This is a genomic window from Pseudolysinimonas kribbensis (genome assembly GCF_039531715.1).
Classification (GTDB): Bacteria; Actinomycetota; Actinomycetes; order Actinomycetales; family Microbacteriaceae; genus Pseudolysinimonas; species Pseudolysinimonas kribbensis.
The window spans coordinates 150,274-175,895 of sequence record NZ_BAAAQO010000003.1; the positions used below are offsets into that span (position 1 = coordinate 150,274).

A 25,622-nucleotide genomic window follows, 5' to 3' on the forward strand; every position below is an offset into this window, starting at 1 on the left:
GACCGCAGCGGGCTCAGCTCGACCGGGTGGGCGCCACCGGCGCACCGCTCGCGATCGACGCGTAGGCCGCGAGCACGACCTCGAGCGCACGCAGCCCGTCGCGCCCGCTCGGCACGGGCTGGCGTCCTTCGGTGATCGCGCCGAGGAACTCGTCGATCATCGCGGCGTCGAGGTCGGAGCCGTAGGAGAGCCAGAGGGGAGCCCGATCCGTTTCCGAGAAGCCGTCCACCCGCTGGGCGAATGGCGCCAGCTCGGCCACGCCGCCCTCGGCGATCACCCGCATCGTCAGGCCGCCCCAGGTCGGATAGTGGTCGGGCACCGACCAGCTGCAGTCGATCACGGCCGTGACGCCGTTGGAGTAGCGGATCGAGACGAACCCGGCGGTCTCGGCCTCGCGGTCCGGGCGCAGCAGGCGGTTCGCGACGGCGTAGACCTCCTCGGCCTCGGCATCCGGGAACAGGCCGAAGACCAGGTCGGCGATGTGCACGGTGTGGTCGGCGACCGCACCGCCGCCCGCGAGGGACGGGTCGGCGAACCACGCGCGTTCCACGGGCAGCTGGCCGTTGTTGGCGCCGCTGATGCTCATGACCCTGCCGAAGCCGCCGCCCTGAATCCGGTGCCGCAGCTGCGCGTACTCCGGCGTGAAGCGCACGGGGAAAGCCGTCATGAGCCGCACCCCGGCCGCATCGCACGCGGCGATGATGCGCTGCGCGTCGTCGAGCGTCGTCGCCAGCGGCTTCTCGCACAGCACGTGCGCGCCCGCCTCTGCCGCGCGCACCGCGTATTCCCCGTGCCGGGTGTTCTCCGAGCAGACGACCACGGCATCCGGTCGCCACGCCAGCAGCTCGTCGAGCGTGTCGACGTAGGGCACGCCGAGCGTCTCGGCGAGCGGGCGTCCGCCGGACTCGCCCGCGGGACGGTCGGCGTGATCCGGATCGGTGGTCAGCAGCTCGACGTCGGGGCGATCGCGCAGGATGGCGGCGTAGCTGAACGCGTGAGTGTGGGCGAACGAGATGATGCCGACCTTCATCGCACGTCCTCCAGGGGGATCGCCCGGCCCTCGTCGAGCGAGCGGTTGACGGCCGCCGCGATGCGCACTGCCTCGAGACCGTCGCGGGCCGTGACCCGTGCGTCGTCGCCGTCGCGGATGGCTCGGGCGAAGTCGGCGAGCTCGGCCGTGTACGGGCTCGTCGCGGCATCGACCGGCGGCAGATACCCGTCGTCGCCGTCGTCCGCGACGATGCCGTCGAATTGCAGCACCGGATGCCGCAGCGAGTCGTGCTCGAGCAGGCCGCCCGGCCCGGCCACCGAGAATCCGGTGTGGAACCCGAGCGTCGCCGCCCCCCACACGCCGTGGACGTGGCTGATGGTGCCCGAGCGGTGCCGTAGCACCGCCTGCACGGTGGTAGGGCCGTCGCCGGCGTCGTCGCCCACCCGGGTCGCGTAGACCGTCGCGACGTCGCCGGCCGTCCAGCGCGCCAGGTCGAGGTCGTGGATCATCTGGTCCATCGCGATGCCGCCGGAGCGCGCCGGCTCGCGGAACCACCGGCGCTGCGGCGCGGAGCCGATGCGGAAGAAGCGCTGGACGGCCGGGGTGCCGAGGCGTCCGCCGGCGACCGCCGCCCGCATCGCGGCATACGCGGGGAAGTACCGCACGACGTGCGCCGGGAACAGCCGCACCCCCGCCGCGTCGCACGCGGCGATCGCGGCGCCCGCGTCGGCGACCGAGATCGCCAGCGGCTTCTCGCACACGACGTGCTTGCCGGCGGCGGCGGCTCGCTCGACCATCGCGCGATGCGTGTCGGTGGGCGTGGCGACGTCGACGATGTCGACGTCGGCGATGAGCTCGTCGAGGGAGTCGACGGCGCGCCCGCCGTACCGGCTCGTGATCACCGGAGCCTGGTCGTCGATCGAGTGGACGATGACGTCGTAGCCGAGCGCGAGCCATCCCGGCAGGTGCTCGTGCGCGATGGTTCCCGCACCGATCAGGCCGACCGTCGTCACGCGCCGGCTCCGGACCGATAGGGCGCCTCGTCGACGGTGCCGTTCCAGCTGTGCCAGTGGCCGCCGCCGTCGAGCTTGTCGATGATCGCGCGCTGCAGCGTGGTGTCGCGCGGCAGGGTCGAGCGGTCGGTCACGTTGCGCCGGCGGAACGTGAAGAACACGGCATCCTCGTCGGCGTCGTGCCCCTCGCCCTCGAGCGTCCAGCGCTGCTGGAACCTCACCATGTTCGACTCGGGCGCGAGCACCTCGGCCAGCTGCGGGTCGAGCAGCCACGAGCTGCAGTGCAGCACGGTGGTGGGGTGGTCGGCGAAGTGCCGGCCGAAGAACGCCACCGCCTGCCGGAACGCGTCATCGACCGACTCGGGGGTGAGCGGTCCGACCTCCGGGATGTGGGTCGAGATGGCCCACGCGTCGCCGCGTCGGACGAGGTTGAACTGCAGCCGGCCCAGCCAGTAGAGGTTGCCGCCGAAGCAGACCGGCATCCACAGGTAGGTGTGCAGGCCGAACGCGCCGAGGGTGCGGCGGTTCACCCAGGCCTGCTGGCCCAGGTCGGCGAGCGAGCGGTCGGAGATCTCGGGCGGGATGCCGCGCGAGCGGTGGAAGGCGCGCACGTCGTCGGCGACCGCGAGCAGGGCCAGCAGCGGGAGCACCCCGACCCCCCGCCAGTCGCTGCGGGCCGCGGGAACGTCGAGGGGGTTCGGCCCGTCGGAGCCGATCGCGCCGATGTTGGCCTGCAGGCGCTCGACCATAGACTGCAGCTCGGCGAGCCGATCCGGATCGGCCAGCGCCGCGTCGATCGCGCGCCGGGTGTCGGCGCGGTCGTCGTCGCGGAAGCCGAGCGTCGCGAGGGCGGCGTCGTCGCCGGCGGCCGCGAGCCGCGCCGAGAGCTCGGGGATGTCGATCATGCGGCGGCCCCCACGGATTCGGCCTCGCGGCCGGCGTTCTCGGCGGCGACGTGGCAGGCCACCTGGTGGCCGGGTCTCAGCTCGAGCAGCGGGGGAGTGACCACGCGGCAGACCTCCTTGGCGAGCGGGCAGCGGTCGGCGAAACGGCATCCGGGCTTCGGATCGATGACCTTGGGCGGCTCGCCCGCGGCCTGCTCCGCGGTCACCGTCAGCTTCGCACGCGGGTCGGGCACGGCAGCGACGAGCAGCTGGGTGTACGGGTGCAGCGCCGCCTGCAGCACGTCGTCGACGGGACCCGACTCCACGATCCGCCCCGCGTACATGACCATCATCCGGTCGGCGACGTAGCGCGCACTCGCGATGTCGTGCGTGATGTAGAGGAGCGAGACGTGCTCCTCGTCGCGCAGCTTCGCCATGACGTTGAGCAGGCCGATCCGGATGGAGATGTCGAGCATGGAGACCGGCTCGTCGGCGAGGATCACCTTCGGCCGGTACGCGAGCGCCTGCGCGAACCCGATGCGCTGGCGCTGACCTCCCGACATCTCGTACGGGTATTTCTCGAGCGCCTCGCGGGCCGGGTTGAGGCCGACCGCCTCCGCCACCCGCTCGGTCTCGGAGCGCCGGCCCTCGGCGTCGAGCTCCGGGCGGTGCAGCTTGAGCCCGCGCACGATCCCGTGCGACACCCGGTACGACGGGTTGAGCGAGCTGAACGGGTCCTGGAACACCATGGGCACCGCCGCGCGGTAGCGCATCTGATCGGAGCGGCTGCGCAGGGCCGTCAGCGGAGTGCCCTCGAACAGGATCTCGCCGGAGGTCGGCTTGTAGACCTGTGCGAGCAGGCGCGCGATGGTCGACTTGCCGCTGCCGCTCTCGCCGACGAGGGCGACGATCTCCGACCCGTTGATGACGAAGTTCGCGTCGTCGACGGCGTGCAGCTCGCGCCGGCTCGTGAAGCCGCCGACGCGGAAGACGCGCGTGAGGTCCTTCGTCTCGAGGATGGGCGTGCTCACGGTCGGGCCTCCCTCGGCGCGGTGGCGTTCGCCGGACGGTGATCGGGCGAGTACAGCAGGCAGCGCGCCTTCACCCCGTCGGCCTCGTAGAGCGCCGGCTCCACCTCGACGCAGTCCGCGTAGACGAGCGGGCAGCGCGGCGCATAGCGGCACCCGTGCGGCATCGCCGAGAGGGCGGGCGGAGATCCCGGGATGCCGACCAGCGGCAGCTTCGGCCCGCGGATCGACGGGAAGGCCTCGAGCAGACCCTTCGAGTACGGGTGCGCCGGCGTGTCGAACACGGTGCGCGTCTCGCCGAGCTCGACCTCCTGCCCCGCGTACATGACGAGCAGCCGGTCGGAGAAGTGGCTCACGAGCGACATATCGTGCGTGACGAACAGCACGGCGAAGCCGAGCCGCTGCTGCAGCTCCTTGATCTGGAGCATGAGCGAGCGCTGCGCGACGACGTCGAGCGCCGAGGTCGGCTCGTCCATGATGACGAGTTCCGGCGAGAACAGCAGCGCCATGGCGATCATCGCCCGCTGGCGCATGCCGCCCGAGAGCTGATGCGGATAGCTCGTCAGGTGGATCGTGTCGATGCCGACGAGCCCGAGCACCTCCTCCGAGCGGCGCCGGATCTCGGCCTTGTCCCGGATGCCGTGCTCGCGCATCGTGTCGGCGTACTGCGCCGCGATCCGCTTCACCGGGTTCAGCGCGTTCATCGCCGACTGCATGACGACCGACATGTTCTGCCAGCGCACGGGCGCGAGCTGCTTCTCGTTCATGGTCACGAGGTTCCTGCCGCGGAAGATCACCTCGCCCGACGAGATCCGCGCGGGCGAGCTCAGCAGCTGGGCGATGCCGAACAGCATGGTCGACTTGCCGCATCCGGATTCGCCGACCACCGCGACGAACTCGCCGCGACCCACCGTCAGGTCGACGTCGTCGACCGCGGTCACGGGGCCGGCGGGGGTGTCGTAGACGACGCTGAGCCCTCTCACCTCCAGCAGCGGGGCATCACTGTCCGTCACGGTTCCTCCTGTTCCGGCGCACCGGCCGCAGGGCCGGGTTCGAGATCTCGTCGAAGGCGTAGTTGAGCAGGGCGAACGCGGCCCCGAGCAGCGCGATGCAGAGCCCCGGCGCGATGATCCACCACTGCTGCCCGGTCTGCAGCGCCTCGGCCGACTGCGCCCAGTGCAGCATCGTGCCCCAGCTGACCGAGCTGGGTGAGCCGAGGCCGATGAACTGCAGGCCGGCGGCGGTGAGCACCGCGTACAGCGCCGCGCCGAGGAAGTTCGCCGCGATGAGCGAGATCATCGTCGGCAGCATCTCGAACACCACGACGTAGAGCCAGTTCTCGCCCCGCACCCGAGCCGACTCGAGGAAGTCGCGCCGTCGCAGCGACAGCGCCTGGGCCCGCAGCTGGCGGGCGCCGTACGACCATCCGGTCACGACGAGCACCCCGATGATGACCCAGAGGTTGCCGCCGTTGGCGTACGCGGCGATCACGATGATGAGCGGGAACGCCGGGATCACCAGGAACACGTCGATGAGCAGGGACAGCACGTTGTCGGCCGCGCCGCCGAGATAGGCGGCCGCCACCCCGATGAACACCGACAGGATGCTGGCCAGCGCCCCGGCGACGACCGCGACGATGAGGGTCTCGCGGGTGCCCCAGACCAGCTGGCTCCAGATGTCCTGGCCGAAGGAGGTCGTGCCGAGCAGGTGGTCCGGGCTCGGCGGCAGGCTCAGGGCGTACGCCCGGTCGTTGGGCTTCGTCACGGGCGTGAAGAGGTTCGGGAAGATCGCCGCGATGAGGAAGATCAGCAGCAGGATGGCACCGGCCATGGCCTTGCCGTTGCCGCGGATCGCGCGCCAGACCGCGAGGCCCGCGCTGTTGGGGCGCCGCCCCTTCTTGCGCGGGGCGATGACGGCCTGGTTCGTGGTCGCGTCGGTCGGGAATGCGGTCATGATCAGCCCTCCGTCCGGGCGCGGGGATCGAGCAGCACCGTCAGGAAGTCGCAGACCAGGATCGCGATGAGCACGGTGACGGTGATCATGACGAACATCGCCTGCATGAGCGGGTAGTCCTGGTTGTTGACGGCCTGCAGCAGCATGTAGCCGATGCCGGGGTAGTTGAAGGTGTACTCGACGAGGATCGAGCCGGAGACGACGAAGCCGAGCGACATCGCGAAGCCCGCGAGGTTCGGCAGCACCGCGTTGCGCGCCGCATAGCTGTACATGATCGTCGAGTTCGACAGGCCCTTCGCCCGGGCCATGCGGATGTAGTCGTCGGCGAGGATCGTCACGACGTTGTTGCGCATGGTCAGGATCCAGCCGCCGATCGAGATGACCAGGATCGTCACGGCCGGCAGGATCGCGTGCGAGAGCACGCTGCCGATGAAGTCGGGGTTCCAGCCGGGGATCAGCGTGACCTCGAACGCGCCGTCGTTGGGCAGCACGTTGAGCACCACCGAGAACAGCAGCACCAGCAGCAGACCGACCCAGAAGAACGGCAGCGCGCCGGTGATGACGAAGACCGGGGGCAGCACGCTGTCGAGCGCACCGCCGCGGCGCCAGCCCGCGACCAGACCGATCAGCGTGCCCGCCACGAAGGCGATGACCGTGGTCAGCCCGACCAGGCCGAGCGTCCACGGCAGCGCCGTGGCGATCACGGTGCCGACCTGCTGCGGGAAGAAGGTGAGCGAGACGCCGAAGTGTCCCGTGAAGGTGTTGCCGAGGTACTCGAAGTACTGCACCACGAGCGGTTGCTGGGTGTTGATGCCGAAGGCGACCTCGAGCGCCTTGAGGGCGGACGGGTTCACGCGGCCGTGGAACCGCGCCATCATCGCCTCGGCGGGATTGCCGGGCATGAGCCGGGGGATGAAGAAGTTGACCGTCAGCGCGATCCAGAGCGTGATCACGAACAGGACGAGCCGTCGCAGCACGTATCTCATGCCGGTCCTCTCAAGCGTGTCGCGGATGGCCGCCGGCGTGCGGCGGGTCGGGGCCCGTCCCGGCGGACCGCGGGTGCGGCGCCGCCGGGACGAGCGTCCGGGATGGTGCGGTTACTTCACGGGCTTCAGGTGCAGCAGCACCTGCTCGACGTCCGGGATCGAGTACGGCGAGGGCAGGGCGTACTGGTCCTGCTCCGTCGGCCAGCCCGAGAAGGACTTGGTGTTGTACTGGAACCAGTTGACCGACTCCGTGATCGGGATGACGGGCACCTGGGTCAGCATGACCTCCTGCAGCTTGTCGACGATCTGGTGCTGCTCGTCCTCGCCGGCGCCGGCGTACTGCTCGAACAGCGCGTCGACGGCCGGGTCGGAGAACCGCATGTAGTTGGTCGAGGCGTTCTGCCCGAGCGGCGCGGTGTTGCCGCTGTACAGCATCTGCCGCAGCTCGTAGTACGGCGCGGGGCCGCCCGTCTCCGCGATATACGCCAGGTCGAAGTCGCCCTTGTAGATCCGGGAGTCGTAGGTCTGCCCCGCGACGTCCTGCACGGTCAGGTCGATGTCGACCTTCGCGAGCTGCTGCTTGATCTCCTGGAGCGAGGCGTCCCAGTCGGTGTACCCGCTCACCGTGAGCACGGACAGCTTCAGCGGATTGCTCGAGGAGTACCCCGCCGAGCTCAGGAGCTGCTTGGCCTTGTCGAGGTTCGTCGTGTAGTCGTGCTGGCTGGCGAGGTCCTTGTCCAGCCAGCTCTGGAACGTCGGCAGCACGATCCCGGACTGGTTGCCCGCGGGCTGCTGGCCGTCCTCACCGACCTTCGACACGTTGTCGCGGTTCACGGCGTAGGCGATCGCCTGCCGCACCGCGAGGTTGCCGGAGACGGGGTGCTTGAGGTTGAACGCCAGGCTCACGTTCGCCACGGGCGGCTGCCAGTAGTGGTTGTGGGCCTTGTCGCGCGCCACGTAGTACTTGTCGATCGAGGGGATGAACTGACCCCCCCACTGCGCCTTGCCGGTGGCGAGATCCTGGTTGGCGGGCGAGTTGTCGGTGTACGACGGGTAGTTGACCGTCTTGACCGCGGGGGCGCCCTTCCAGAAGTCGGGATTGGCCTGGTACTGGATGTTCTGCGGCGTGCAGTTGGTCATCGTGTAGGGGCCGGTGCCGATGGGCTTCTGGTTGGCGAAGTTGACCGGGTTGCTCGCGGCCTTGCCGGTCGTCCAGATGTGCTTCGGGACGATGGGGGTCTGGTCGGCGATGTAGTAGAAGTACGGCTCGGCCGGCGAGGCGAACTTCATGACCACCTGGTCGGAGCCGGACGTCTCGACCGACTGCAGGCCGGATGACCAGATGGCCTGGAGGTCGAGGCCCTTGTTCTTCTTGAGCAGGTTGAAGGTGAACGCGACGTCGTCGGCGCTGAAGGGCTTGCCGTCGCTCCACTTGACGCCCTTGCGGATCGTGAAGGTGAGCGTCTTGAAGTCGCTCGACCACTCGGACTTCGTGGCGAGCATGGGGGTCGGCGCGCTGTTCTTGAGGGTGTTCTGGTAGATCAGTGGCTCGTAGACGAAACCGATCGCCTGCTGGAAGACCGCGGGGTTGAACGGGTTGAACCCGCAGGTCCAGGTGGCGCCGCCCACGTTGGCGATGGTCAGCGCGGTCCCGGAGCCGGAGGATCCGCCGCCACCGGAGCATCCGGCGACGGTCAGGGCGATCGCGGCCGCGGCCGCGACGGTGGCACCGAGGCGGCGCCACCTTGTCGAACGTGATGGATTCATTGGTGTCCCTTTCCCGAGCCCGTGCCGAGGAGGTCTGCGGCACGAGAGGTCGATTCAGTGGAGCGGTGGATCGGGTCGGCGGGCCGGTGGTGCCGGGCGTCCGCGAAGACCTTCTCCCGGAGCCGTCGCAGGGACTCGTCGAGAGCCCCTTGACGGACGGAGTTGTCGTAGCCGGTTCCGGCGACGATGCGCGGCCGGTGCACGAGCCGCTGGTGCAGGCGGGTGCGCACCCGGGCGGCGAGCTCGTCGCCGCCGGCGAGGCCGTGGTCGCCTGCCAGGATGACGAGGTCCGGGTCCACGAGCGCGACCGGGGAGGCGAGCACGTCGACCACCAGGTCGGCCAGCGCCGAGAGGAAGCCGTCGTGCGGCGGGTCGGCGTCGGGCGACGCCGCTCGCGCCACGAGTCCGGCGGGGTCGGCATCCGGGAGACCGTGCTCCCGCGCCAGCGCCGCGATCCCCACCGTGGCCAGGAGGTCGCCCGCGAAGGGTCCGTCCGCCGAGACCGGCACCACGCCCATCTCGCCCGCGCTGCCGTGCGAGCCGCGCAGCAGGCGTCCGTCCGCGATGATCGCGATCGCGACGCCCTGACCGATCCACAGCAGCAGCACGTCGCGGCAGCCGACGGCGCGGCCGCGGATCGACTCGTCGCTCAGCACGAGCTTCACGTCGTTCTCGACGGCGACCGGCACCTCGAGCACCTGGGTGAGGCGTTCGCGCACATCGAAGCCGTTCCACTCCGGGATGTGCTCCGCATGGCTCAGCCGGCCGGTCGCGGGGTCGACGGAGCCGCTGATGCCGACCACGACCTGTCGCACGTCGGCGCGGGTGAGCCCGGCATCCGCCGCGACGGTCTCGAGGAGGTCGCGCACCGCGGCCGCCGGGTCGTCGCCCGGTGCGAGCCGGGACTTGCCCGTGCCGACGGGCGCGCCGCCGAGGTCGGCGATCACCGCGTCGATGCCGGTGTCGTTCACGTCCAGACCCGCGGCGTATGCGGCTCCCTCGGCGATGCTCCAGAGCTGCGCCTGCGGGCCGGGGCCACCGGGACGGTAGCCTGCGCGCCGGGCGAGCCCGGACTCCTCCAACCGGCGCAGCAGCTCCGCGGCGGCGGGGCGCGAGACGCTGATCGCCTGCTCGAGGTCGAGGCGCGTCAGCGGCCCGGACTCGAGCAGCGCGTACAGCGCCGCCCGGTCGTTCAGCTTGCGCAGAGCACTCGGACTTCCCACGCCACTCCCCACCCGGTCGGGTCCGGCACATCGGTGTACCGGGGTTGTGGTGGCAAGCTAGCGCAAGAACGGAAAATCGTCTAGGAAGTTCACAGTTCGTTAACGCAGGTCGACTTGAAGGGATCGGGATGAGCCCCGACATCACGCTGGGCGTGAGCTCCTACAGCTTCCATCAGCGCCTGAGCACCGGCGCCATGGACATCTTCGACGTCATCGACTGGATCGCCGCGAGCGATGCGGAGCACCTCGAGCTCGCGGTCCTGTCCGACGACGCCGACTCGCCGATCCCCAGCATCGGGTGGGATGCCGACCGCCTCGACCGCGTCCGCGCGGCCGCCGAGGCGGCGGGCGTCACCCTCTCCAACCTCGCCGTCGGCGCGAGATTCTGGTCGCCCGAGGGCGAGGACGTGCCCGCGGCGATCGCGCGCGTCACGGCCTACGTCGACGTGGCATCCCGTCTCGGGATCGCGCGGATGCGGCACGACGTCGCCGCGCATCCCGGTCTGCCGGGTGACGACACCCCGATGTTCGAGGCGGCGCTGCCCGTGATCGTCGCGGCGTCGAAGCAGATCGCGCAGTACGCCGCGACCCGCGGGATCACGACGAGCCTGGAGAATCACGGCTTCTTCGTGCAGGCGGCCGAGCGGGTGCGCCGGATCGTGCTCGGGGTCGACGAGCCGAACTTCAAGACCACCCTGGACGTCGGCAACTTCGTGTGCGTCGACGAGGACCCGGCCGCGGTCGTGCCGCAGAATCTGCCGTACGCGATGATCGTGCACCTCAAGGACTTCTACATCCGCGGCACCGACCCCGGGGAGGGCTGGTTCCGCAGTCGCGGGGGCAAGTACCTGCGCGGCGCGATCGTCGGCAACGGCGACCTCGACCTCGTCTCGGTGGCCCGCTCCCTCCGCGAGGCGGGCTATTCCGGCTATGCCTCGATCGAGTTCGAGGGCGCCGAGGACTGCCTGCTCGGCATCGAACGCGGTCTCGCCAACGCTCGTCGCCTGCTCGCGGCGAGCTGACATCCGGCCGCATCCCGCGCATCCTGCACCCCGCACAACGAGGAGACACCCCCATGGCACGTGTGAAGATCGGCGTGATCGGCACCGGCACCATCGCCCAGTTCCATCTCGACGCCTACGCCCGCAACCCCGAGGCCGAGCTCGTCGCGGTGGCCGACATGAACCTCGACCGGGCCCGCGCCGCGGCGGACGCATTCGGGGCCCGGCGGGCCTACGCCGACCCGGCCGAGCTGCTCGCCGATCCCGAGGTCGAGGCCGTGAGCATCTGCACCTGGAACGACAGCCACACCCGCTGGGCGATCGCGGCCGTCCAGGCGGGCAAGCACGTGCTCGTCGAGAAGCCGATGAGCCGCACGCCCGAGGAGGCCGCCGAGCTCCAGCGGGTCGTCGAGGGCAGCGACCGGATCCTGCAGGTCGGGTTCGTGCGCCGGCACTCGCCGAACGCGCAGGTGCTCAAGACGTTCATCGACAACGGCGACCTGGGCGAGGTCTACTACGCCCGGGCCAGCCTGATCCGCCGGGCCGGCAATCCGGGCGGCTGGTTCGCCGACAAGTCGATCTCGGGCGGCGGGCCGCTCATCGACATCGGGGTGCACGTCGTCGACCTGTGCTGGTACCTCATGGGGTCGCCGACCGCCGTGACGGTGAGCGCGAACGCGTACACGCGACTGGGCAACCGGTCGAACGTGACGACCCTGCCGCGCTACACGGTCTCCGACTACGACCCGACGACCAACAGCGTCGAGGACATGGTGAACGCCCTCGTGCGGTTCGACAACGGCGCCTCGATGCTCCTGGAGGTCAGCTACTCGCTGCACGCTGTGCGCGACTCGATCGACGTCTCCGTCTTCGGCGACAAGGGCGGCGCGCAGCTGGAGCCGGAGCTCGAGATCGCGGCCGAGCGCTACGGCTCGATCGTGAACCAGATCCCGCAGATCGCGTCGCGGACCTTCGAGATGGACCCGGGATTCCCGAACGAGATCGCGAACTTCATCGACACGATCCAGGGCCGCGCGCAGAGCGTCGCACCCGTCGCGCACGGGGCCCAGATCACCCGGATCCTGGCCGCGATCTACGCGTCGGCCGAGGCGGGGGCCGAGATCCGGCTCTGAGCGCGGACCGGTCATCGCGCCGGATAGCGTGGTCGCCATGACCTGGCTCGTGACCGGCGGTGCCGGCTACATCGGTGCGCACGTGGTGCGGGCCCTGCTCGAGGCCGGCCTCCCGCCGGTCGTGCTCGATGACCTGTCGAGCGGGCACCGCGAGTTCGTGCCCTCCGGCGTGCCGTTCGTGCAGGGCAGCGTGCTCGACGGCGCCCAGGTGCTGCACGTGCTCGAGCAGCATCACGTCACGGGCGTCATCCATGTGGCCGGCTTCAAGTACGCGGGCGTCTCGGTGCAGCGACCGCTGCACACCTACGAGCAGAACGTGACCGGGATGGCGACCCTCCTCGCCGCGATGGCCGAACGCGGCGTCGATCGCCTCGTGTTCTCCTCCAGCGCCGCCGTCTACGGCACCCCCGACGTCGATCTCGTCACCGAGGACACCCCGAAGAATCCCGAGTCGCCCTACGGCGAGACGAAGCTCGTGGGGGAGTGGCTGCTGCGCGACCAGGGTGTCGCCGCCGGGTTGCGGCATACGTCGCTGCGCTACTTCAATGTGGTCGGCTCCGGCGATCCGGAGGTCTACGACACGAGCCCGCACAACCTCTTCCCGAAGGTATTCGACGCGCTCGTGGCCGGGCGCACGCCGATCGTCAACGGCGACGACTACCCGACGCCGGACGGCACGAACGTGCGAGATTACCTGCACGTCGCCGATCTCGCCCACTCGCACGTGGCGGCCGCGCGCCGACTCGACGACGGGAAGCCGATCGAGCCCGCCTACAACCTCGGCAGCGGCGACGGCGTCTCGGTGGCCGAGATCATGGCCGCCATGTCGCGGGTGACGGGGATCGTGTTCACCCCCGAGATCGGGCCGCGCCGCCCCGGCGATCCGGCTCGCATCGTCGCCAGCGGCGACCTCGCGGCGCGCGACCTCGAGTGGGCGATGCGGCACACGATCGACGACATGGTGCGCAGCGCGTGGGAGGCGCGGCTCGCCCACCGCGACTGACCCCGCGCAACCCCCCTGCGGACCCCCGTTCGAGGGGGATTTCCGGCGCGTCGTGACGACACGCCGCGGCGCGCAGGAAATATCATCCGGCGACTTGACTCCCGGGAATGACACGGCTGTAATTACTGCAATGAGCGGCGTTCGCATGGGGGCATCGTCGCCGGAGATGAGGGAGAGGGACATGACGAGGAGCGAGTACCGCCCGTCCGTCCCGGAGGACTGGTTCGTCGACCCGGTCCGGCTGGGCATGCCGACCATCCGGCCGTCGGTCGTCGTCGAGGAGGACGACGCCCTCGCCTGGCAGGCCGACGCGCTGTGCGCGCAGACCGATCCCGAGGCGTTCTTCCCGGAGAAGGGCGGCTCGACCCGCGACGCCAAGCGCATCTGCACGACGTGCGAGGTCAAGGCGCAGTGCCTCGAGTACGCCCTGCAGAACGACGAGCGCTTCGGCATCTGGGGCGGTCTCTCCGAGCGCGAGCGCCGTCGGCTGCGCCGGAGCCGCTCCGCATAACGCGCCGCGCCCCCGAACGGGGCGCTTTTGGGCCCGGCGCGCGCGTCATGACCGTCTGGTCACGATCGCCGCCTAGCCTCGACCCGATGCAGCCCCGAGTCACCGCGATCGTCGTCGTGCGCAACGGCGCCCGGTGGCTCGATCGCACGATCGAGGCGCTCGGCGCGCAGACCAGGCCGGTCGACGCCACGGTGTGGCTCGACGCGGGGTCGACCGACGAGGCGCGCGACCGGATGCCGGCCGGCGCCATCCGTGCCCCCGCCCAGTCCTTCGGCGCCTCCGTCGCGAGCGCGCAGCGCTACGTCACCGGGGACGGCGGTCCCGACGAATGGCTGTGGCTGCTGAGCGCCGACACGGCGCCCGAGCCGGATGCCCTCGCCCGGCTGCTGGCGGCCGTCGAGGTCGCGCCCTCGGTCGCGATCGCCGGCCCGAAGCTGGTCGACGCCGACGATCACGACCTGCTGCGCTCCTTCGGCGAGAGCGTCACGCCGCTCGGCGCCACCGTGCGGCTCGTCGAGGACGAGCTCGACCAGGCCCAGCACGACGGCGACGCCGACGTGCTGGGGGTGACGAGCCGGGGCATGCTGGTGCGGCGCGGCGTCCTGGCCCAGCTCGACGGGTTCGATCCCGGGCTGCCGACCGCCGACGCCGGGCTCGATCTCTCGGTCCGGGCGCGCCTGGCGGGGCACCGCGTCGTGCGCGTCGCCGACGCCCGGGTCGCCCGCGCGCTGGCACCGGAGGACTTCGGTCGCCGCCGTCCGCGCGGCCGGAGTGCGCGCCGCCGCATCGCGCGCACCGCACAGCTGCATCGGCGACTGGTCTACGCGCCGCCCGGCGCGCTGCCCATCCACTGGCTCTCGCTGCTGCCGCTGGCGGTGCTGCGCTCGATCGGGCAGCTGCTGGCCAAGCGTCCCGGCGCCGTCGGCGGGGAGCTCGCGGCCGCCCTCGCCGCCGCGTTCTCGGGCGGTGTGCCGGCCGCGCGGCGACGGCTGCGCCGCGCCCGGCGCACGGGGTGGGCCGCCATCGCGGCTCTGCGCGTGCCCCGGGACGAGCTGCGGGAGCGCCGGGCGACGGCGCGCGACCGCGAAGCGGCGGCCGCCGGACCCGAGCTCGTGCGCGCCTCCTTCCTCTCCGGCGGCCTCGCCGTGACGGCCGTGACCGCGGTCGTGGGCGTCGTCATCTCCTGGCGGCTGCTCGGGCAGAACGCGCTGACGGGCGGCGCCCTCCGGCCGCTCGCCGACGTCGGCACGATGTGGGCGCGCATCGGCTGGGGTCCGCGCCCGGTGGGTGTCGACCTCACCGGCCCCTCCGATCCCTTCAGCGCCGTGCTCGCCCTGCTCGGCAGCCTGACGCCGTGGAACCCGTCGCTCGTGCTCGTGCTGCTCTGGGTCACGGCGCTGCCCCTCGCCGCCCTCGGCGCCTGGTGGGCCGCGACCCGGCTGAGCGCACGTCGCTGGCCCCCCGTGCTCGCCGCGGCCCTGTGGGCGCTCGCGCCGCCGCTGCTGGTCGCGCTCGCCGACGGGCGACCCGCAGCGCTGCTCGCTCACCTGCTCCTGCCGTGGCTGGCGCTCGCCGTGATCGACGGGGCCCGATCGTGGAGCGCATCCGCCACCGCCTCGCTGCTGTTCGCCGCGATCGTCGCGGCGGCACCGGTGCTCGCCCCGGCGCTGGTGCTCGCGATCGTCGCATGGGCCGTCGCGCGCCCCCGGGGGGTCGTGCGGCTGCTCGGCATCGTCATCCCCGCCGCGGCGCTCTTCGCCCCGCTCGTCGTCGCCCAGCTGCGTCGGGGCACGCCGCTCGCGTTGCTCGCCGACCCGGGGGCGACCGTCGCCTGGCCGGCGCCGACCGGGTGGGAGCTTCTGCTCGGGCACCCGGCAGCGGGCACCGGCTGGCAGGGCATGGTCGCCGGACTCGGCCTGCCCACCGCGCTCGGGCTGCTGCTGCCGGCCGTGCTGCTCGCCCCGGTCGCGGTGCTCGCCCTGCTGGCGCTGTTCCTGCCGGGGTCGCGCCGTGCCATCCCGGCCCTGGTCATCGCGCTCACCGGTCTCGTGACCGCCGTCGTCGCCGTGCATCTGCCCCTCGCCAGCAGCGCCGGCGATGTCGTGACCCCCTGGCCGGGTGCCGGCCTCAGCCTGTACTGGCTCGGCCTCGTGGGGGCCGTGGTCGTCGGCGTCGACGCGCTCGGCCGGGCGAGCGTCGGAGTCGGGATCGCGGGGCTGCTCGCCGCGGCGCTCGCGGTCGCACCGCTGGCCGCGGCGCCGCTCGACGGCAGCGCGCCGGTCGCGGGCAGCGACGGCCGGATGCTGCCCGCGCTGGTCGTCGCCGCGACGGGCCCGCATCCGCAGCTCGGCACCCTCGTGCTGACTGCCCGCGCCGACGGGTCGCTCGTGGCCGAGGTCGAACGCGGCGCGGGCACGACGCTCGACGCCGAATCGACCCTGTGGTCGACCCGCACGGGGCTCGGCCGCACCGGCCGAGAGATCGCCGACCTGGCCGGCAATCTGGCGTCCCAGAGCGGCGCCGACGTGTCCACGCCGCTGCAGCGGCTGCAGCTCGAGTTCGTCGTCCTGGCGCCGCCGCCGGCCGCGCCGACGACCGCGCAGCAGGCGTTGCAGCAGCGCGCCTCGGAGTCGCTGGACGGGAATGCGACGCTCACGGCGGTCGGCAGCACCTCGCTCGGCACGCTCTGGCGGTTCGGTGGCCTGCACCTCGCGCACACGTCCTCGCCGGCCCGGACGCCGCTCGGCGTCGCGGTGCTCGTCGCGCAGGGGGTGATCGTGGCGCTCGCGCTGCTGCTGGCCATCCCCACCGGTCGCCGTCGTCGCGTGGTCAACGAGGCGAGCCTGCCCGGGGAGGACCCGGCCGACACGTTCGACGAGGACGATCATGGCTGACGACGAGCAGACCGACCTGTCGGCGGGCGACGCCGGCCGCGAGGCCGCCGCACTCGACGCGGAGGCGACGGCCCGCGATGCCGAGCGCGCGGCGCCCGAGACCGACCGCGCTCGCGGGCGGGCGAGGCGCGCAGCGGTGGTGGGCCTGCGGGTCGTGACCGGCCTGGCCGGGACGGCCGTCGCGCTCGCGGTGATCGTCGCGACCGGGCTGCTGCCGCTGCCGAGCAGGAGCGACGCCGCGCCGACCACGACGGTGACGCCCGCGGCCGCCCCCCAGCTGCGGGTCTGCCCCGGCGCGCTCCTGCACCTCGGCGACACGCAGGGCCGCAACGCCGGATCGCCGTCCTCGCTGGGTGCGCCCCGCCGTCGCGACGGCGCGACCGACGCGCAGGTGAGTGCCAGCGCACTCGGGCGCAGCGACGCCGACACCGGAGGGACCGCGAGCGCGCCCGCCCGGTTGGAGATCGCCGGCGGGGGCGGACTCCTCGCGGGCGCTCAGTCGCAGTCGGCGAGCACCGACGACATCTCGGGCTTCGCGGCGGCCGCGTGCGTGGAGCCGACCGGATCGTCGTGGCTGGTCGGCGGCGCGACGACCACCGGGCGCACCACCCTGCTCACCCTCGCGAATCCCACGGCGGTCGACGCGACGGTCGCGCTCGAGCTCTACGGCGAGAAGGGGCCCGTCACCGCGCCGGGGCTCTCGGGGATCACCGTCGCCGCCGGGTCGCAGCGCGTGCTCTCGCTCGCGGGGTTCGCGCCCGACCTCGCCTCGCCGGTCGTGCACGTGACGGCGCGCGGCGGCCGCGTCGTCGCGTCGTTGCAGCAGAGCACGGTCCGAGGTCTCGACCCGGGCGGCGTGGACCTGATCGGCGCGGCCGCCGACCCGGCGCGGCAACTGCGCATCCCCGGGGTGCGCGTGCTCGGGGCGGATGCGGTGGCCCAGGCACTCGGACGGGAGGACTGGAGCGACGCGATCCCCACGATCCGGGTCGCCAACCCCGGACGGGCCGCCGCGAAGGTGCAGGTCAGCCTGCAGCCGGAGTCGTCGGACGGCACCGGCACCTCGTTCGACCTCGACGTCGCCGCCGGGCACGTGCGGGAGGTCGGACTCGACTCCGGCGTCGACGTCGACACGGGCGCGCTCGCGATCCCGGACGGCGAGTACACGGTCGTCGTCACCTCCGACCAGCCCGTGGTCGCCGCGGCGCGCATCTCGACGGCGGGGAAGGCTCCTGCGGCGGGCGTCGATGCCGCGCCGGCGAGCGACTTCGCGTGGGATGCCGCGGCTCCCGTGCTCCGCGGACCGACCCTCGTGAGCATCGCGCCGGGCGACGACCCGCGCATCGCGTTCGCGGGTGCAACGGGCGGCACCGTCACGCTGCACGGGATCGGGGGCGCCGCCGACATCCGGATCACGGTGCCCGCGGGCGGGCAGGCGTCGGCCGCCGTGACGGCGGGCGCGAGCTACGACATCGAGGGCGCCGACGGGATGACGGCCTCGGTCGGCTACGCGGGAGCCGCCGCGCTCTCCGGCTTCACGATCGCGCCGGCGCGCCCGGTGTCCGGGCCGCTCACGATCCATCCCTGAGCGCCGCAGCGCCGGTGCGCGGTCAGAAGTGCCGGTAGCGCTCCGGCGCGATGTCCCACGGGTCCTTGCCGAGCAGCTCGGCGACCGCCCGGAACACGCAGCTCTCGATGTAGGAGCGCCGATGCCACTCGTCGTCGCGGTGCAGGTGCGCCATCCGCTCGATCGGAAGCCGGTAGAGCACGACGGTGCGCGCCTTGCGGCTGACCCGCCAGCGGTCGACCCCGTCGGCGCCCGGCTCGCCCGTGGGCACGGCTGCGACCTCGAAGCGCACCCGCTCGAGCTCATCGGGCCAGAGGTCGCGCAGGTAGTCGACGGCGCTGGCGATGCAGGCGTCGAAGAAGTCGACCCGCGTGCGCAGCGGGGCGAGATGCGGACCGACGACCGACGAGCGGATGCCGCGCCCGTGCCGATCACGGGCCGCCGCCCGCGGCGGCATCCGACGGGTCGAGCGCGCCATGCGCCCAGTGTAGAAGGGCGCGTGCGCGTCGTGCCGACGATGTCGTCGCCCGGCGGTACGGTGACGACACGGACGAGGAGTCAGGATGAACGGCCGGCTGTGCAGCAAGGTCGCCTGCGGCGATGAGGCCGTGGCGACCCTGACCTACGACTACGCCGACGCGCTCGCCGTGCTCGGCCCCCTGAGCATCCGGCACGAGCCGCACAGCTACGACCTGTGCGCGCGGCACGCGGAGCGGCTCTCGGCGCCGCAGGGCTGGCAGGTCGTGCGGCACGTCGTCGTCGACGAGCTGGGTCTGGGCGCCTAGCGCGGCGACGGCCGAGCGCCGTCACACGACGGCGCATACAGGTCGTCGCTGCGACAATGGAGCCGTGAGCACTCTCGAATCCGGCACCGACACGGCCCTCCCCTTCAAGGTCGCCGACCTCTCCCTCGCCGAGGCGGGCCGCCATCAGCTCCGGCTCGCCGAGAACGAGATGCCCGGTCTCATGTCGCTGCGCGAGGAGTTCGGGCCGCTCCAGCCGCTGAAGGGCGCCCGGATCGCGGGATCCCTGCACATGACCGTGCAGACCGCCGTGCTCATCGAGACCCTCGTCGCGCTCGGCGCGCAGGTGCGCTGGGCCAGCTGCAACATCTTCTCGACCCAGGACGAGGCGGCCGCCGCCGTCGCCGTCGGGCCGACGGGCAGCGTGCAGGCCCCGGCCGGCGTCCCCGTGTTCGCCTGGAAGGGCGAGTCGCTGCAGGAGTACTGGTGGGCGGCGGAGCGCATCTTCGACTGGTCGGCCGAGGGCTTCGACGGCCCCAACATGATCCTCGACGACGGCGGCGACGCGACCCTGCTCGTGCACATGGGGGTGCGCTACGAGGCGGAGGGCGCGGTGCCCGCTCCGGATGCCGACGCCAACGAGGAGTGGACGATCATCCTCGACGTGCTCCGGCGCTCGCTCGAGCGCGACCCGCAGTACTGGACGCGGATGGCGTCCGGCATCCGGGGCGTGACCGAGGAGACCACGACCGGCGTGCACCGGCTGTACGAGCTCGCGGCCGAGGGGCGGCTGCTCTTCCCGGCGATCAACGTCAACGACTCGGTCACGAAGTCCAAGTTCGACAACAAGTACGGCATCCGGCACTCGCTGCCCGACGGGCTCGACCGGGCGACCGACGTCCTGATCGGCGGCAAGGTCGCGTTCGTGGCCGGCTACGGGGATGTCGGCAAGGGCGCCGCCGAGGCCCTCCGCGGTCAGGGCGCGCGGGTCATCGTGAGCGAGATCGACCCCATCAACGCGTTGCAGGCCGCGATGGACGGATTCCAGGTCGCGAAGCTGTCGAGCGTCGTCGACCAGGTCGACATCCTCATCACGGGCACCGGCAACAAGGGCGTCGTCACGGTCGAGAACCTGCTCGGCCTCAAGCACCTCGCGGTCGTCGGCAACGTCGGGCACTTCGACGACGAGATCGACATGGCGGCGCTCGCCGCGCTGCCGGGCGTCGAGAAGGTCGAGATCAAGCCCCAGGTGCACGAGTGGCGGCTGCCGAACGGGCGCAGCATCCTGGTGATGAGCGAGGGGCGGCTCATGAACCTCGGCAACGCGACCGGGCATCCGTCGTTCGTCATGAGCAACTCGTTCTCGAACCAGGTGCTCGCTCAGCTGGAGCTGTACACGAAGCCCGAGGAGTACCCGGTCGGCGTCTACCGGCTGCCGAAGGTGCTCGACGAGAAGGTGGCCCGGCTGCACCTCGCCGCGCTCGGGGTGGAGCTCACCGAGCTGACGCCCGAGCAGGCGTCGTACATCGGCGTGCCGGTCGAGGGGCCGTACAAGCCCGAGCACTACCGGTACTGACTCCCGAGCGGGTCGAGGAGGGCGCGCATCGAGACCTCACCCCTCGACGCGGCGTCGGCTCCTACCGCGAGGGGAACCCGTGCGGCACCCCCTCGAGCACCGGCCCGAGCCGCCGCAACCGGTCGGCCTCCAGCGCGAGCGCCCGTGCCTCGCGGTCGCGGCGGACGGCGGCGACGGCGGTGAGCAGCACCTCCGGCGGGACGTCGGGCAGCGGCGCCACATAGGGCACCACCTCGCGGGCGAGTTCGTCGGCGATCCCGGCCCGGCGTCCCGGCTCGTACTGGGTCGCCTCGTGCAGGAACTGCGCCACCCGCCGGGCGAGGCCCTCGGGCAGCCGCGCGACGTCGGCGACCCGGGCCCAGCCGTCGAGCCCCCACGGCAGCAAGGGCGGGGACAGCGGTCGACGCGACACACGCTCGTACTGGGAGTAGGTACCGGCCATGAGGTCGCCGAGGCGCTTCGCCCGCGGCGTGAGCAGCCCGAGGAGGATGGCGAGCCCGCCGAGCGTGCCCCAGATCTCGATGACGCCGGAGAGCCCGCGGATGAGCGCGTGGCGCAGGCCGATGGCGCCGCCGTCGTCGCGCACGATGCGCGCGCCGACCGCGACCTTGCCGACGGAGCGGCCGCGGGTGATCGTCTCCACCGTGATCGGCGCGATGACCAGCCCCACGAGGACCGTGACGAGGAACACGGTCGCGTACACGGCGCTCTCGATCTCGGGCGCCCCGATGAGGGCGAACGAGACGGCGATGATCAGAAGGTACGTGGCGGCGAAGTAGACGAGCATGTCGATGGCGGCACCCCCGGCGCGCAGCGCGAAGCCCGCGGGTCGCAGGTCGAGCGCGACCGCCTCACCCGTGACGACCTCGTCGTCCGCGGTGTCGTCGGCGTCGGTCTCATGCTGCGGCGGCAGCGGCACGACGTCGGAACGCGAGGTCATGTCGGTATCCTGACAGTCCATGGACCTCGACGCCTACGCCGCCGCGAACGCGGCCGAATGGGAGCGGCTCGACCTGCTGTCGCGCGGCGCCCTGGACGGCGAGCGCGCCGACGAGCTCATCGAGCACTATCAGGCCGGGGCGGCGCAGCTCTCCGCGATCCGCACGAGCGTGGGGGAGTCGGTGCCGGGCGACCGGCTGGGGCTGACCCTGGCCCGGGCCCGACTGCGCTTCACCGGGACGCCCGGCAACCTGCTGCGCGGTCTGTCGGCCTACGCCGTGCTGCAGCTGCCCGCGGCCCTCTACCGGGTGCGCTGGCTCACGCTCGTCGTCGCGGCGCTCACCCTCCTGCTCGCCGGGATCTACGGATTCTGGATGTCGAGCGACCCCCGCCTCGTGGCCTCGCTCGGCTCGCATGCCGCGCTCCGGCGCTACGCGGAGCACGACTTCGTCTCGTACTACTCCGACAACTCGACGGGCGGCTTCTTCGGGCAGGTGTGGACCAACAACGCCTTCGTCGCGGCGAAGTGCGTCGCGCTGGGCATCACGCTGCTCGGGGTGCCCGTGGTGCTCTTCCAGAACGCACAGGATCTCGGCCAGTCCGCAGCGGTCATGAACGAGTTCGGCCGGCTGCCGGACTTCTTCCTCTACATCTCCCCGCACGGCCAGCTCGAGCTGTACTCGATCTTCACGGCGGCGGCCGCCGGGCTCATGATCGGCTGGTCGTGGATCGCGCCGGGCCCGATGACCCGCGCCCGGGCGCTCGCCGCCGCCGGGCGCTCGCTCTTCACGATCGTCGGCGGGGTCGTGGTCTCGCTGCTGGTCTCCGGGCTCATCGAGGGCTTCGTCACCCGGCAGCCCTGGCCGTGGCCCGTGAAGATCGGGATCGGCACCGTGGCCCTCGCGGCCTTCCTCACCTACCAGTGGGTCGTCGGCCGGCGCGCGGCCCGCGCGGGGCAGACGGGCGACGCGGGGGAGTTCGAGTCGGGAGCGCGGCAACTCGTCGCCGCCTGAACGACGGCGGCCCCCGGTTCGCGCCGGGGGCCGCCGTGATCCGCTGTCGTACCGCTACGCCGTGCGGCGTCCGGCGAAGAGGAACTTCCAGGTGACGCCCGCGATGAGGCCGCCGACCAGGGGCGCGACGAAGAACACCCAGAGCTGGATGAGCGGGGTCGACCCCCCGAGGATCGCGGTCGCGAGCGAACGCGCCGGGTTCACCGACGAGTTGTCGACCGGGATCATCACGAGGTGCACGAGCGTCAGCGCGAGGCCGATCGCGAGCGGCGCGAATCCGGCGGTCACGTGGGCGCCCGGCGCCGTCACGCCCAGGATGATGTAAACGAACAGCGCGGTCGCGACGATCTCGGCGATGACGACGGAACCGAGGTTGAGCCCCATCGGCGACGCCCCGCCGAAGCCGTTGGAGACGGCGGCGAAGTCGGCGGTCTTGCCGCTGACGACCACGAACAGCCCGAGCGTCAGGGTCGCGAGGATGCCGCCGATGAGCTGGGCGATGATGTACGGCACGAGGTCGCGCCACGGCATCCGGCCGGCGGCGGCGGCGCCGATCGACACGGCCGGGTTGAAGTGCCCGCCCGAGATGTGGCCGACGGCGTAGGCAGCGGTCAGCACCGCGAGGCCGACCGCGAGCGCGATGACCAGCGGTCCGCCGTCCTTGGCGAAGAACAGCGCGGCGCCGATGACGCCGAACACGAGCAGGTACGTGCCGAACAGCTCGGCGAGCAGACGGGAGACGAGGGTGTAAGGCGCCGGAGCGCTGGCTTGGGCCATGACCATCCAATCCTGAGAATTCCGTGGACGGACGCAGGCTATCCCCGCGACGCCTGCTCGCGGCTGCCGACCCGCCGCTGTGCGCCGCCGCCCCCTCGGCCCTCCCGCCCGTGTCCCCGCGTCCCGGTGTGCCGTGTGCCGTGTGCCCGTGCCCCTGCCTCCGTCAAAAGTGGAGGAACACGGCGGCGATCCGGTCCGGTCGTGCACCGCACGCGCGACGTGCGCCTGAAGTTTCGACGGGGGAGCGGCAGGATGCGGACTCCGTACCGCCCCGAGCGGCCCCCGTCACAGGCGACCCGCCGCCCCGCTCTCAGAGGCGGCCGGCGGCTTTGAGGGCGAGGTAGGCGTCGGCGACGGCGGGCGGGAGGTCGGCGGGGGAGCCCGTGACGACCTCCGCGCCCAACTGCCGGATGGCGCCGGCGACCCGCGTCGCATCCAGCGCCGCCCGTTCGGCGGCGGCCGCGCGGTACACCTGGGCTCGGTCGCCGCGCTGGCGCGCCGCCTCCAGCACGTCGGGATCGGCGACCGAAGCGACCAGCACCGTGTGGTCGCGGGCGAGCTCCGGCAGCGTCGTGAGCAGCGAGCGCGACGACCCGGGCGTCTGCGCCGAGGTCAGCAGCAGCACGAGCGCGCGTTGCGACGTCGCCTGCCGCACGAGCGCCGGCACGGCCGCCCAGTCGGTCTCGAGCAGCTCCGGCTCGATCGGCGCCATCGCGTCGACCATCTTCGCGAGCAGGTCGGCACCGGTCGCCCCCTGCACCCGGCCGCGCACCCGGCGGTCGTAGACGATGAGGTCGACGCGATCGCCGGCGCGGGTCGCGAGCGCGGCGAGCAGCAGGCTCGCCTCGAACGCCGTGTCGAGCCGGGGCTCGTCGGCGATCCGCGCCGCCGAGGTGCGCCCGGAGTCGACGACGATGACGACCCGGCGGTCGCGCTCCGGCCGCCAGGTGCGCACGACGAGGGTCGCCCCGCCCGTGGCGGGATCCCGGCGCCGCGCCGTGGCGCGCCAGTCGATCGAGCGCACGTCGTCGCCGCGCACGTACTCGCGCAGGCTGTCGAACTCGGTGCCCTGCCCGCGCACCATGACGCTCGTGCGGCCGTCGAGCTCCCGCAGCCGGGCGAGCCGCGACGGCAGGTGGCGGCGCGACGAGAACGGCGGCAGCACGCGCACGGATCCCGGCACCCGGATGCTCGCCTGCCGCGCCGCGAGCCGCAACGGCCCGAAGGCGCGCACCGTCACGTGCGCCGCCGTGCGCTCGCCGCGGCGCACCGGCGTCAGGCTCGCCCGCAGCACGCGGCGCTCGCCGGGAGACAGCGAGATCCGGCGCCGCGACGGCCGGATGCCGGCCGAGGGCTGCCACGCGTCGCGCAGCACGCCGCGCACGGTGCGCTCGCCGGTGTTCTCGATGAGCAGCACGGCCTCCTCGGTCTCGCCCAGCCGCATGCGCGCCGGGGTGCGCCGCGCGAACCGCAGCTTGCGCGGGGATCCGGCCAGAGCCAGATCCCCGGCGGCCAGCAGCACGACGACGCCGAGCCAGGCGATCAGCCCGTACCACCCGTCGAGCACCACGACGGGCACCGCGCCGACCGCGATCAGCGCGACGAACCACCCCGACAGTGCCATCAGTCGACCTGCGCCATGGCTAGATCGGCACCTGCACCTGCTGCACGATCGAGCGCAGCACGGCGTCCGCGCCGACGCCCTCGAGCTCCGCCTCCGGCCGCAGCTGGATGCGGTGCTGCAGCACCGGGATCGCCATCGTCTGCACGTGGTCGGGCGTCACCCCCGTCGAGCCGCTGAGCCACGCCCAGGCCCGCGACGCCGCGAGCAGGGCGGTCGCCCCGCGCGGGCTCACGCCGAGGCGCACCGACGGGCTCTGCCGGGTGCCGCGCGCGAGGTCGACGATGTAGCCGAGCACGTCGGGGCTGACGGTGACCTCCGCGACCGCGTTCTGCGCCTGCGCGAGCGTCGCCGCGTCGAGCACGGGCGCGACGCCGGCGGCCTCGAGATCACGCGGATCGAAGCCACCCGCATGCCGGGTGACGACCTCGACCTCCGCGTCGCGCGCCGGCAGGTCGAGCACCAGCTTCATGAGGAAGCGGTCGAGCTGCGCCTCGGGCAGCGAGTAGGTGCCCTCGTACTCGATCGGATTCTGGGTCGCCGCGACGAGGAACGGCACGGGCAGCTTGCGCGTCACGCCCTCGGCCGAGACCTGCCGTTCCTCCATGGCCTCCAGCAGGGACGACTGGGTCTTCGGCGGCGTGCGGTTGATCTCGTCGGCGAGCAGCAGGTTGGTGAACACGGGTCCCTCCCGGAACACGAGCTCGCCGGCGGTCGGGTCGTAGACGACCGATCCGGTGATGTCGCCCGGCATGAGGTCGGGCGTGAACTGCACGCGCTTGGTCTCGAGCTGCAGGGTGCGCGACAGCGTCCGGATGAGCAGCGTCTTCGCGACGCCGGGCACCCCCTCCAGCAGCACGTGCCCGCCGGCGAGCAGGGCGATGAGCAGCCCGGTGACGGCGCCGTCCTGGCCGACCACGGCCTTGCCGACCTCCCCGCGCACGCGCAGGAAGGCCTCTCTCAGATCGTCGGTCATCAGGGGAACCTCCTGGGTGGGGA

General features: G+C 72.4%; 23 protein-coding genes. 9 read left to right on the top strand and 14 right to left on the bottom strand.

Translation table 11 applies throughout. The features are described 5' to 3' along the window. Nucleotides 1-13: 13 nt before the first annotated feature. From ABD285_RS07295 to ABD285_RS07335, 9 genes are all read right to left on the bottom strand, one after another. Nucleotides 14-1,030: a Gfo/Idh/MocA family protein gene (locus tag ABD285_RS07295; RefSeq protein ID WP_284253213.1), complete on the bottom strand. Its 1,017-nt coding sequence runs from the start codon at nt 1,028-1,030 to the stop codon at nt 14-16. Next, nucleotides 1,027-2,061, bottom strand: coding sequence for a Gfo/Idh/MocA family protein (locus tag ABD285_RS07300; protein WP_344202459.1), 1,035 nt, complete (start codon nt 2,059-2,061; stop codon nt 1,027-1,029). The genes ABD285_RS07295 and ABD285_RS07300 overlap by 4 nt, the downstream gene beginning before the upstream one ends. Then, nucleotides 2,001-2,909 (bottom strand): acyltransferase domain-containing protein, encoded by a 909-nt coding sequence (locus ABD285_RS07305; protein WP_344201551.1) that lies wholly within the window; start codon nt 2,907-2,909, stop codon nt 2,001-2,003. Before ABD285_RS07305 ends, ABD285_RS07300 begins: the two co-directional genes overlap by 61 nt. Next, complete coding sequence (locus tag ABD285_RS07310) at nt 2,906-3,919, bottom strand: ABC transporter ATP-binding protein (RefSeq protein ID WP_284253209.1); 1,014 nt, start codon at nt 3,917-3,919, stop codon at nt 2,906-2,908. The genes ABD285_RS07305 and ABD285_RS07310 overlap by 4 nt, the downstream gene beginning before the upstream one ends. Then, on the bottom strand, nt 3,916-4,929 hold the full coding sequence (locus ABD285_RS07315) for an ABC transporter ATP-binding protein (protein WP_344201555.1): 1,014 nt from the start codon (nt 4,927-4,929) through the stop codon (nt 3,916-3,918). Before ABD285_RS07315 ends, ABD285_RS07310 begins: the two co-directional genes overlap by 4 nt. Next, nucleotides 4,916-5,869 (bottom strand): ABC transporter permease, encoded by a 954-nt coding sequence (locus tag ABD285_RS07320; RefSeq protein WP_284253205.1) that lies wholly within the window; start codon nt 5,867-5,869, stop codon nt 4,916-4,918. The genes ABD285_RS07315 and ABD285_RS07320 overlap by 14 nt, the downstream gene beginning before the upstream one ends. 2 nt (nt 5,870-5,871) lie before the next feature. Further along, nucleotides 5,872-6,855, bottom strand: coding sequence for an ABC transporter permease (locus tag ABD285_RS07325; protein WP_284253204.1), 984 nt, complete (start codon nt 6,853-6,855; stop codon nt 5,872-5,874). Between the two features lie 111 nt (nt 6,856-6,966). Next, complete coding sequence (locus tag ABD285_RS07330; RefSeq protein ID WP_344201560.1) at nt 6,967-8,622, bottom strand: ABC transporter substrate-binding protein; 1,656 nt, start codon at nt 8,620-8,622, stop codon at nt 6,967-6,969. After that, complete coding sequence (locus tag ABD285_RS07335) at nt 8,619-9,845, bottom strand: ROK family transcriptional regulator (protein WP_284253203.1); 1,227 nt, start codon at nt 9,843-9,845, stop codon at nt 8,619-8,621. The genes ABD285_RS07330 and ABD285_RS07335 overlap by 4 nt, the downstream gene beginning before the upstream one ends. Nucleotides 9,846-9,973: 128 nt before the next feature. Between ABD285_RS07335 and ABD285_RS07340 the strand changes: the two genes are divergently transcribed. The 6 genes from ABD285_RS07340 to ABD285_RS07365 all read left to right on the top strand — a co-directional run bounded on the left by ABD285_RS07340 (nt 9,974) and on the right by ABD285_RS07365 (nt 17,975). Further along, nucleotides 9,974-10,867, top strand: coding sequence for a sugar phosphate isomerase/epimerase family protein (locus tag ABD285_RS07340; RefSeq protein WP_344201565.1), 894 nt, complete (start codon nt 9,974-9,976; stop codon nt 10,865-10,867). A gap of 53 nt (nt 10,868-10,920) precedes the next feature. Continuing rightward, nucleotides 10,921-11,979 (top strand): Gfo/Idh/MocA family protein, encoded by a 1,059-nt coding sequence (locus ABD285_RS07345; RefSeq protein ID WP_284253201.1) that lies wholly within the window; start codon nt 10,921-10,923, stop codon nt 11,977-11,979. Nucleotides 11,980-12,016: 37 nt separating this feature from the next. Continuing rightward, nucleotides 12,017-12,982 carry a UDP-glucose 4-epimerase GalE gene (galE, locus tag ABD285_RS07350; protein ID WP_344201567.1) on the top strand — a complete coding sequence of 322 codons (966 nt, stop codon included), beginning with the start codon at nt 12,017-12,019 and terminating at the stop codon, nt 12,980-12,982. A gap of 181 nt (nt 12,983-13,163) precedes the next feature. Then, a complete protein-coding gene (locus tag ABD285_RS07355) occupies nt 13,164-13,493 on the top strand; it encodes a WhiB family transcriptional regulator (RefSeq protein ID WP_284253200.1) in 330 nt (109 codons plus the stop codon). A gap of 86 nt (nt 13,494-13,579) precedes the next feature. Further along, on the top strand, nt 13,580-16,387 hold the full coding sequence (locus tag ABD285_RS07360) for a glycosyltransferase family 2 protein (RefSeq protein WP_344201569.1): 2,808 nt from the start codon (nt 13,580-13,582) through the stop codon (nt 16,385-16,387). Further along, nucleotides 16,380-17,975 carry a DUF5719 family protein gene (locus ABD285_RS07365; protein ID WP_344201572.1) on the top strand — a complete coding sequence of 532 codons (1,596 nt, stop codon included), beginning with the start codon at nt 16,380-16,382 and terminating at the stop codon, nt 17,973-17,975. The genes ABD285_RS07360 and ABD285_RS07365 overlap by 8 nt, the downstream gene beginning before the upstream one ends. Nucleotides 17,976-17,997: 22 nt before the next feature. Here ABD285_RS07365 and ABD285_RS07370 read toward each other — a convergent pair whose 3' ends face one another. Further along, nucleotides 17,998-18,432: a metallopeptidase family protein gene (locus ABD285_RS07370; protein WP_284253194.1), complete on the bottom strand. Its 435-nt coding sequence runs from the start codon at nt 18,430-18,432 to the stop codon at nt 17,998-18,000. Between the two features lie 85 nt (nt 18,433-18,517). Here ABD285_RS07370 and ABD285_RS07375 point away from each other — a divergent pair, with 85 nt between their 5' ends. Continuing rightward, entirely contained in the window at nt 18,518-18,739 is a 222-nt protein-coding gene (locus tag ABD285_RS07375; RefSeq protein WP_344201577.1) for a DUF3499 family protein, read from the top strand. Between the two features lie 64 nt (nt 18,740-18,803). After that, the gene (gene ahcY / locus ABD285_RS07380; protein ID WP_344201580.1) at nt 18,804-20,273 is read left to right on the top strand and encodes an adenosylhomocysteinase; all 1,470 of its coding nucleotides are present in this window, start codon (nt 18,804-18,806) and stop codon (nt 20,271-20,273) included. 61 nt (nt 20,274-20,334) lie between these two features. On the opposite strand, the gene ABD285_RS07385 is transcribed toward ahcY, so the two are convergent. Continuing rightward, nucleotides 20,335-21,213 (bottom strand): RDD family protein, encoded by an 879-nt coding sequence (locus tag ABD285_RS07385; protein ID WP_344201583.1) that lies wholly within the window; start codon nt 21,211-21,213, stop codon nt 20,335-20,337. A gap of 19 nt (nt 21,214-21,232) precedes the next feature. Here ABD285_RS07385 and ABD285_RS07390 point away from each other — a divergent pair, with 19 nt between their 5' ends. Next, the gene (locus ABD285_RS07390) at nt 21,233-22,225 is read left to right on the top strand and encodes a stage II sporulation protein M (RefSeq protein ID WP_284253193.1); all 993 of its coding nucleotides are present in this window, start codon (nt 21,233-21,235) and stop codon (nt 22,223-22,225) included. Nucleotides 22,226-22,279: 54 nt separating this feature from the next. Here the strand turns inward: ABD285_RS07390 and ABD285_RS07395 are convergent, their stop codons facing one another. The 3 genes from ABD285_RS07395 to ABD285_RS07405 all read right to left on the bottom strand — a co-directional run bounded on the left by ABD285_RS07395 (nt 22,280) and on the right by ABD285_RS07405 (nt 25,599). Next, the gene (locus tag ABD285_RS07395; RefSeq protein WP_344201586.1) at nt 22,280-23,002 is read right to left on the bottom strand and encodes an aquaporin; all 723 of its coding nucleotides are present in this window, start codon (nt 23,000-23,002) and stop codon (nt 22,280-22,282) included. Between the two features lie 310 nt (nt 23,003-23,312). After that, the gene (locus tag ABD285_RS07400) at nt 23,313-24,626 is read right to left on the bottom strand and encodes a DUF58 domain-containing protein (protein ID WP_344201589.1); all 1,314 of its coding nucleotides are present in this window, start codon (nt 24,624-24,626) and stop codon (nt 23,313-23,315) included. A 19-nt stretch (nt 24,627-24,645) separates the two neighbouring features. After that, entirely contained in the window at nt 24,646-25,599 is a 954-nt protein-coding gene (locus ABD285_RS07405) for an AAA family ATPase (protein WP_344201592.1), read from the bottom strand. Nucleotides 25,600-25,622: the final 23 nt, after the last annotated feature.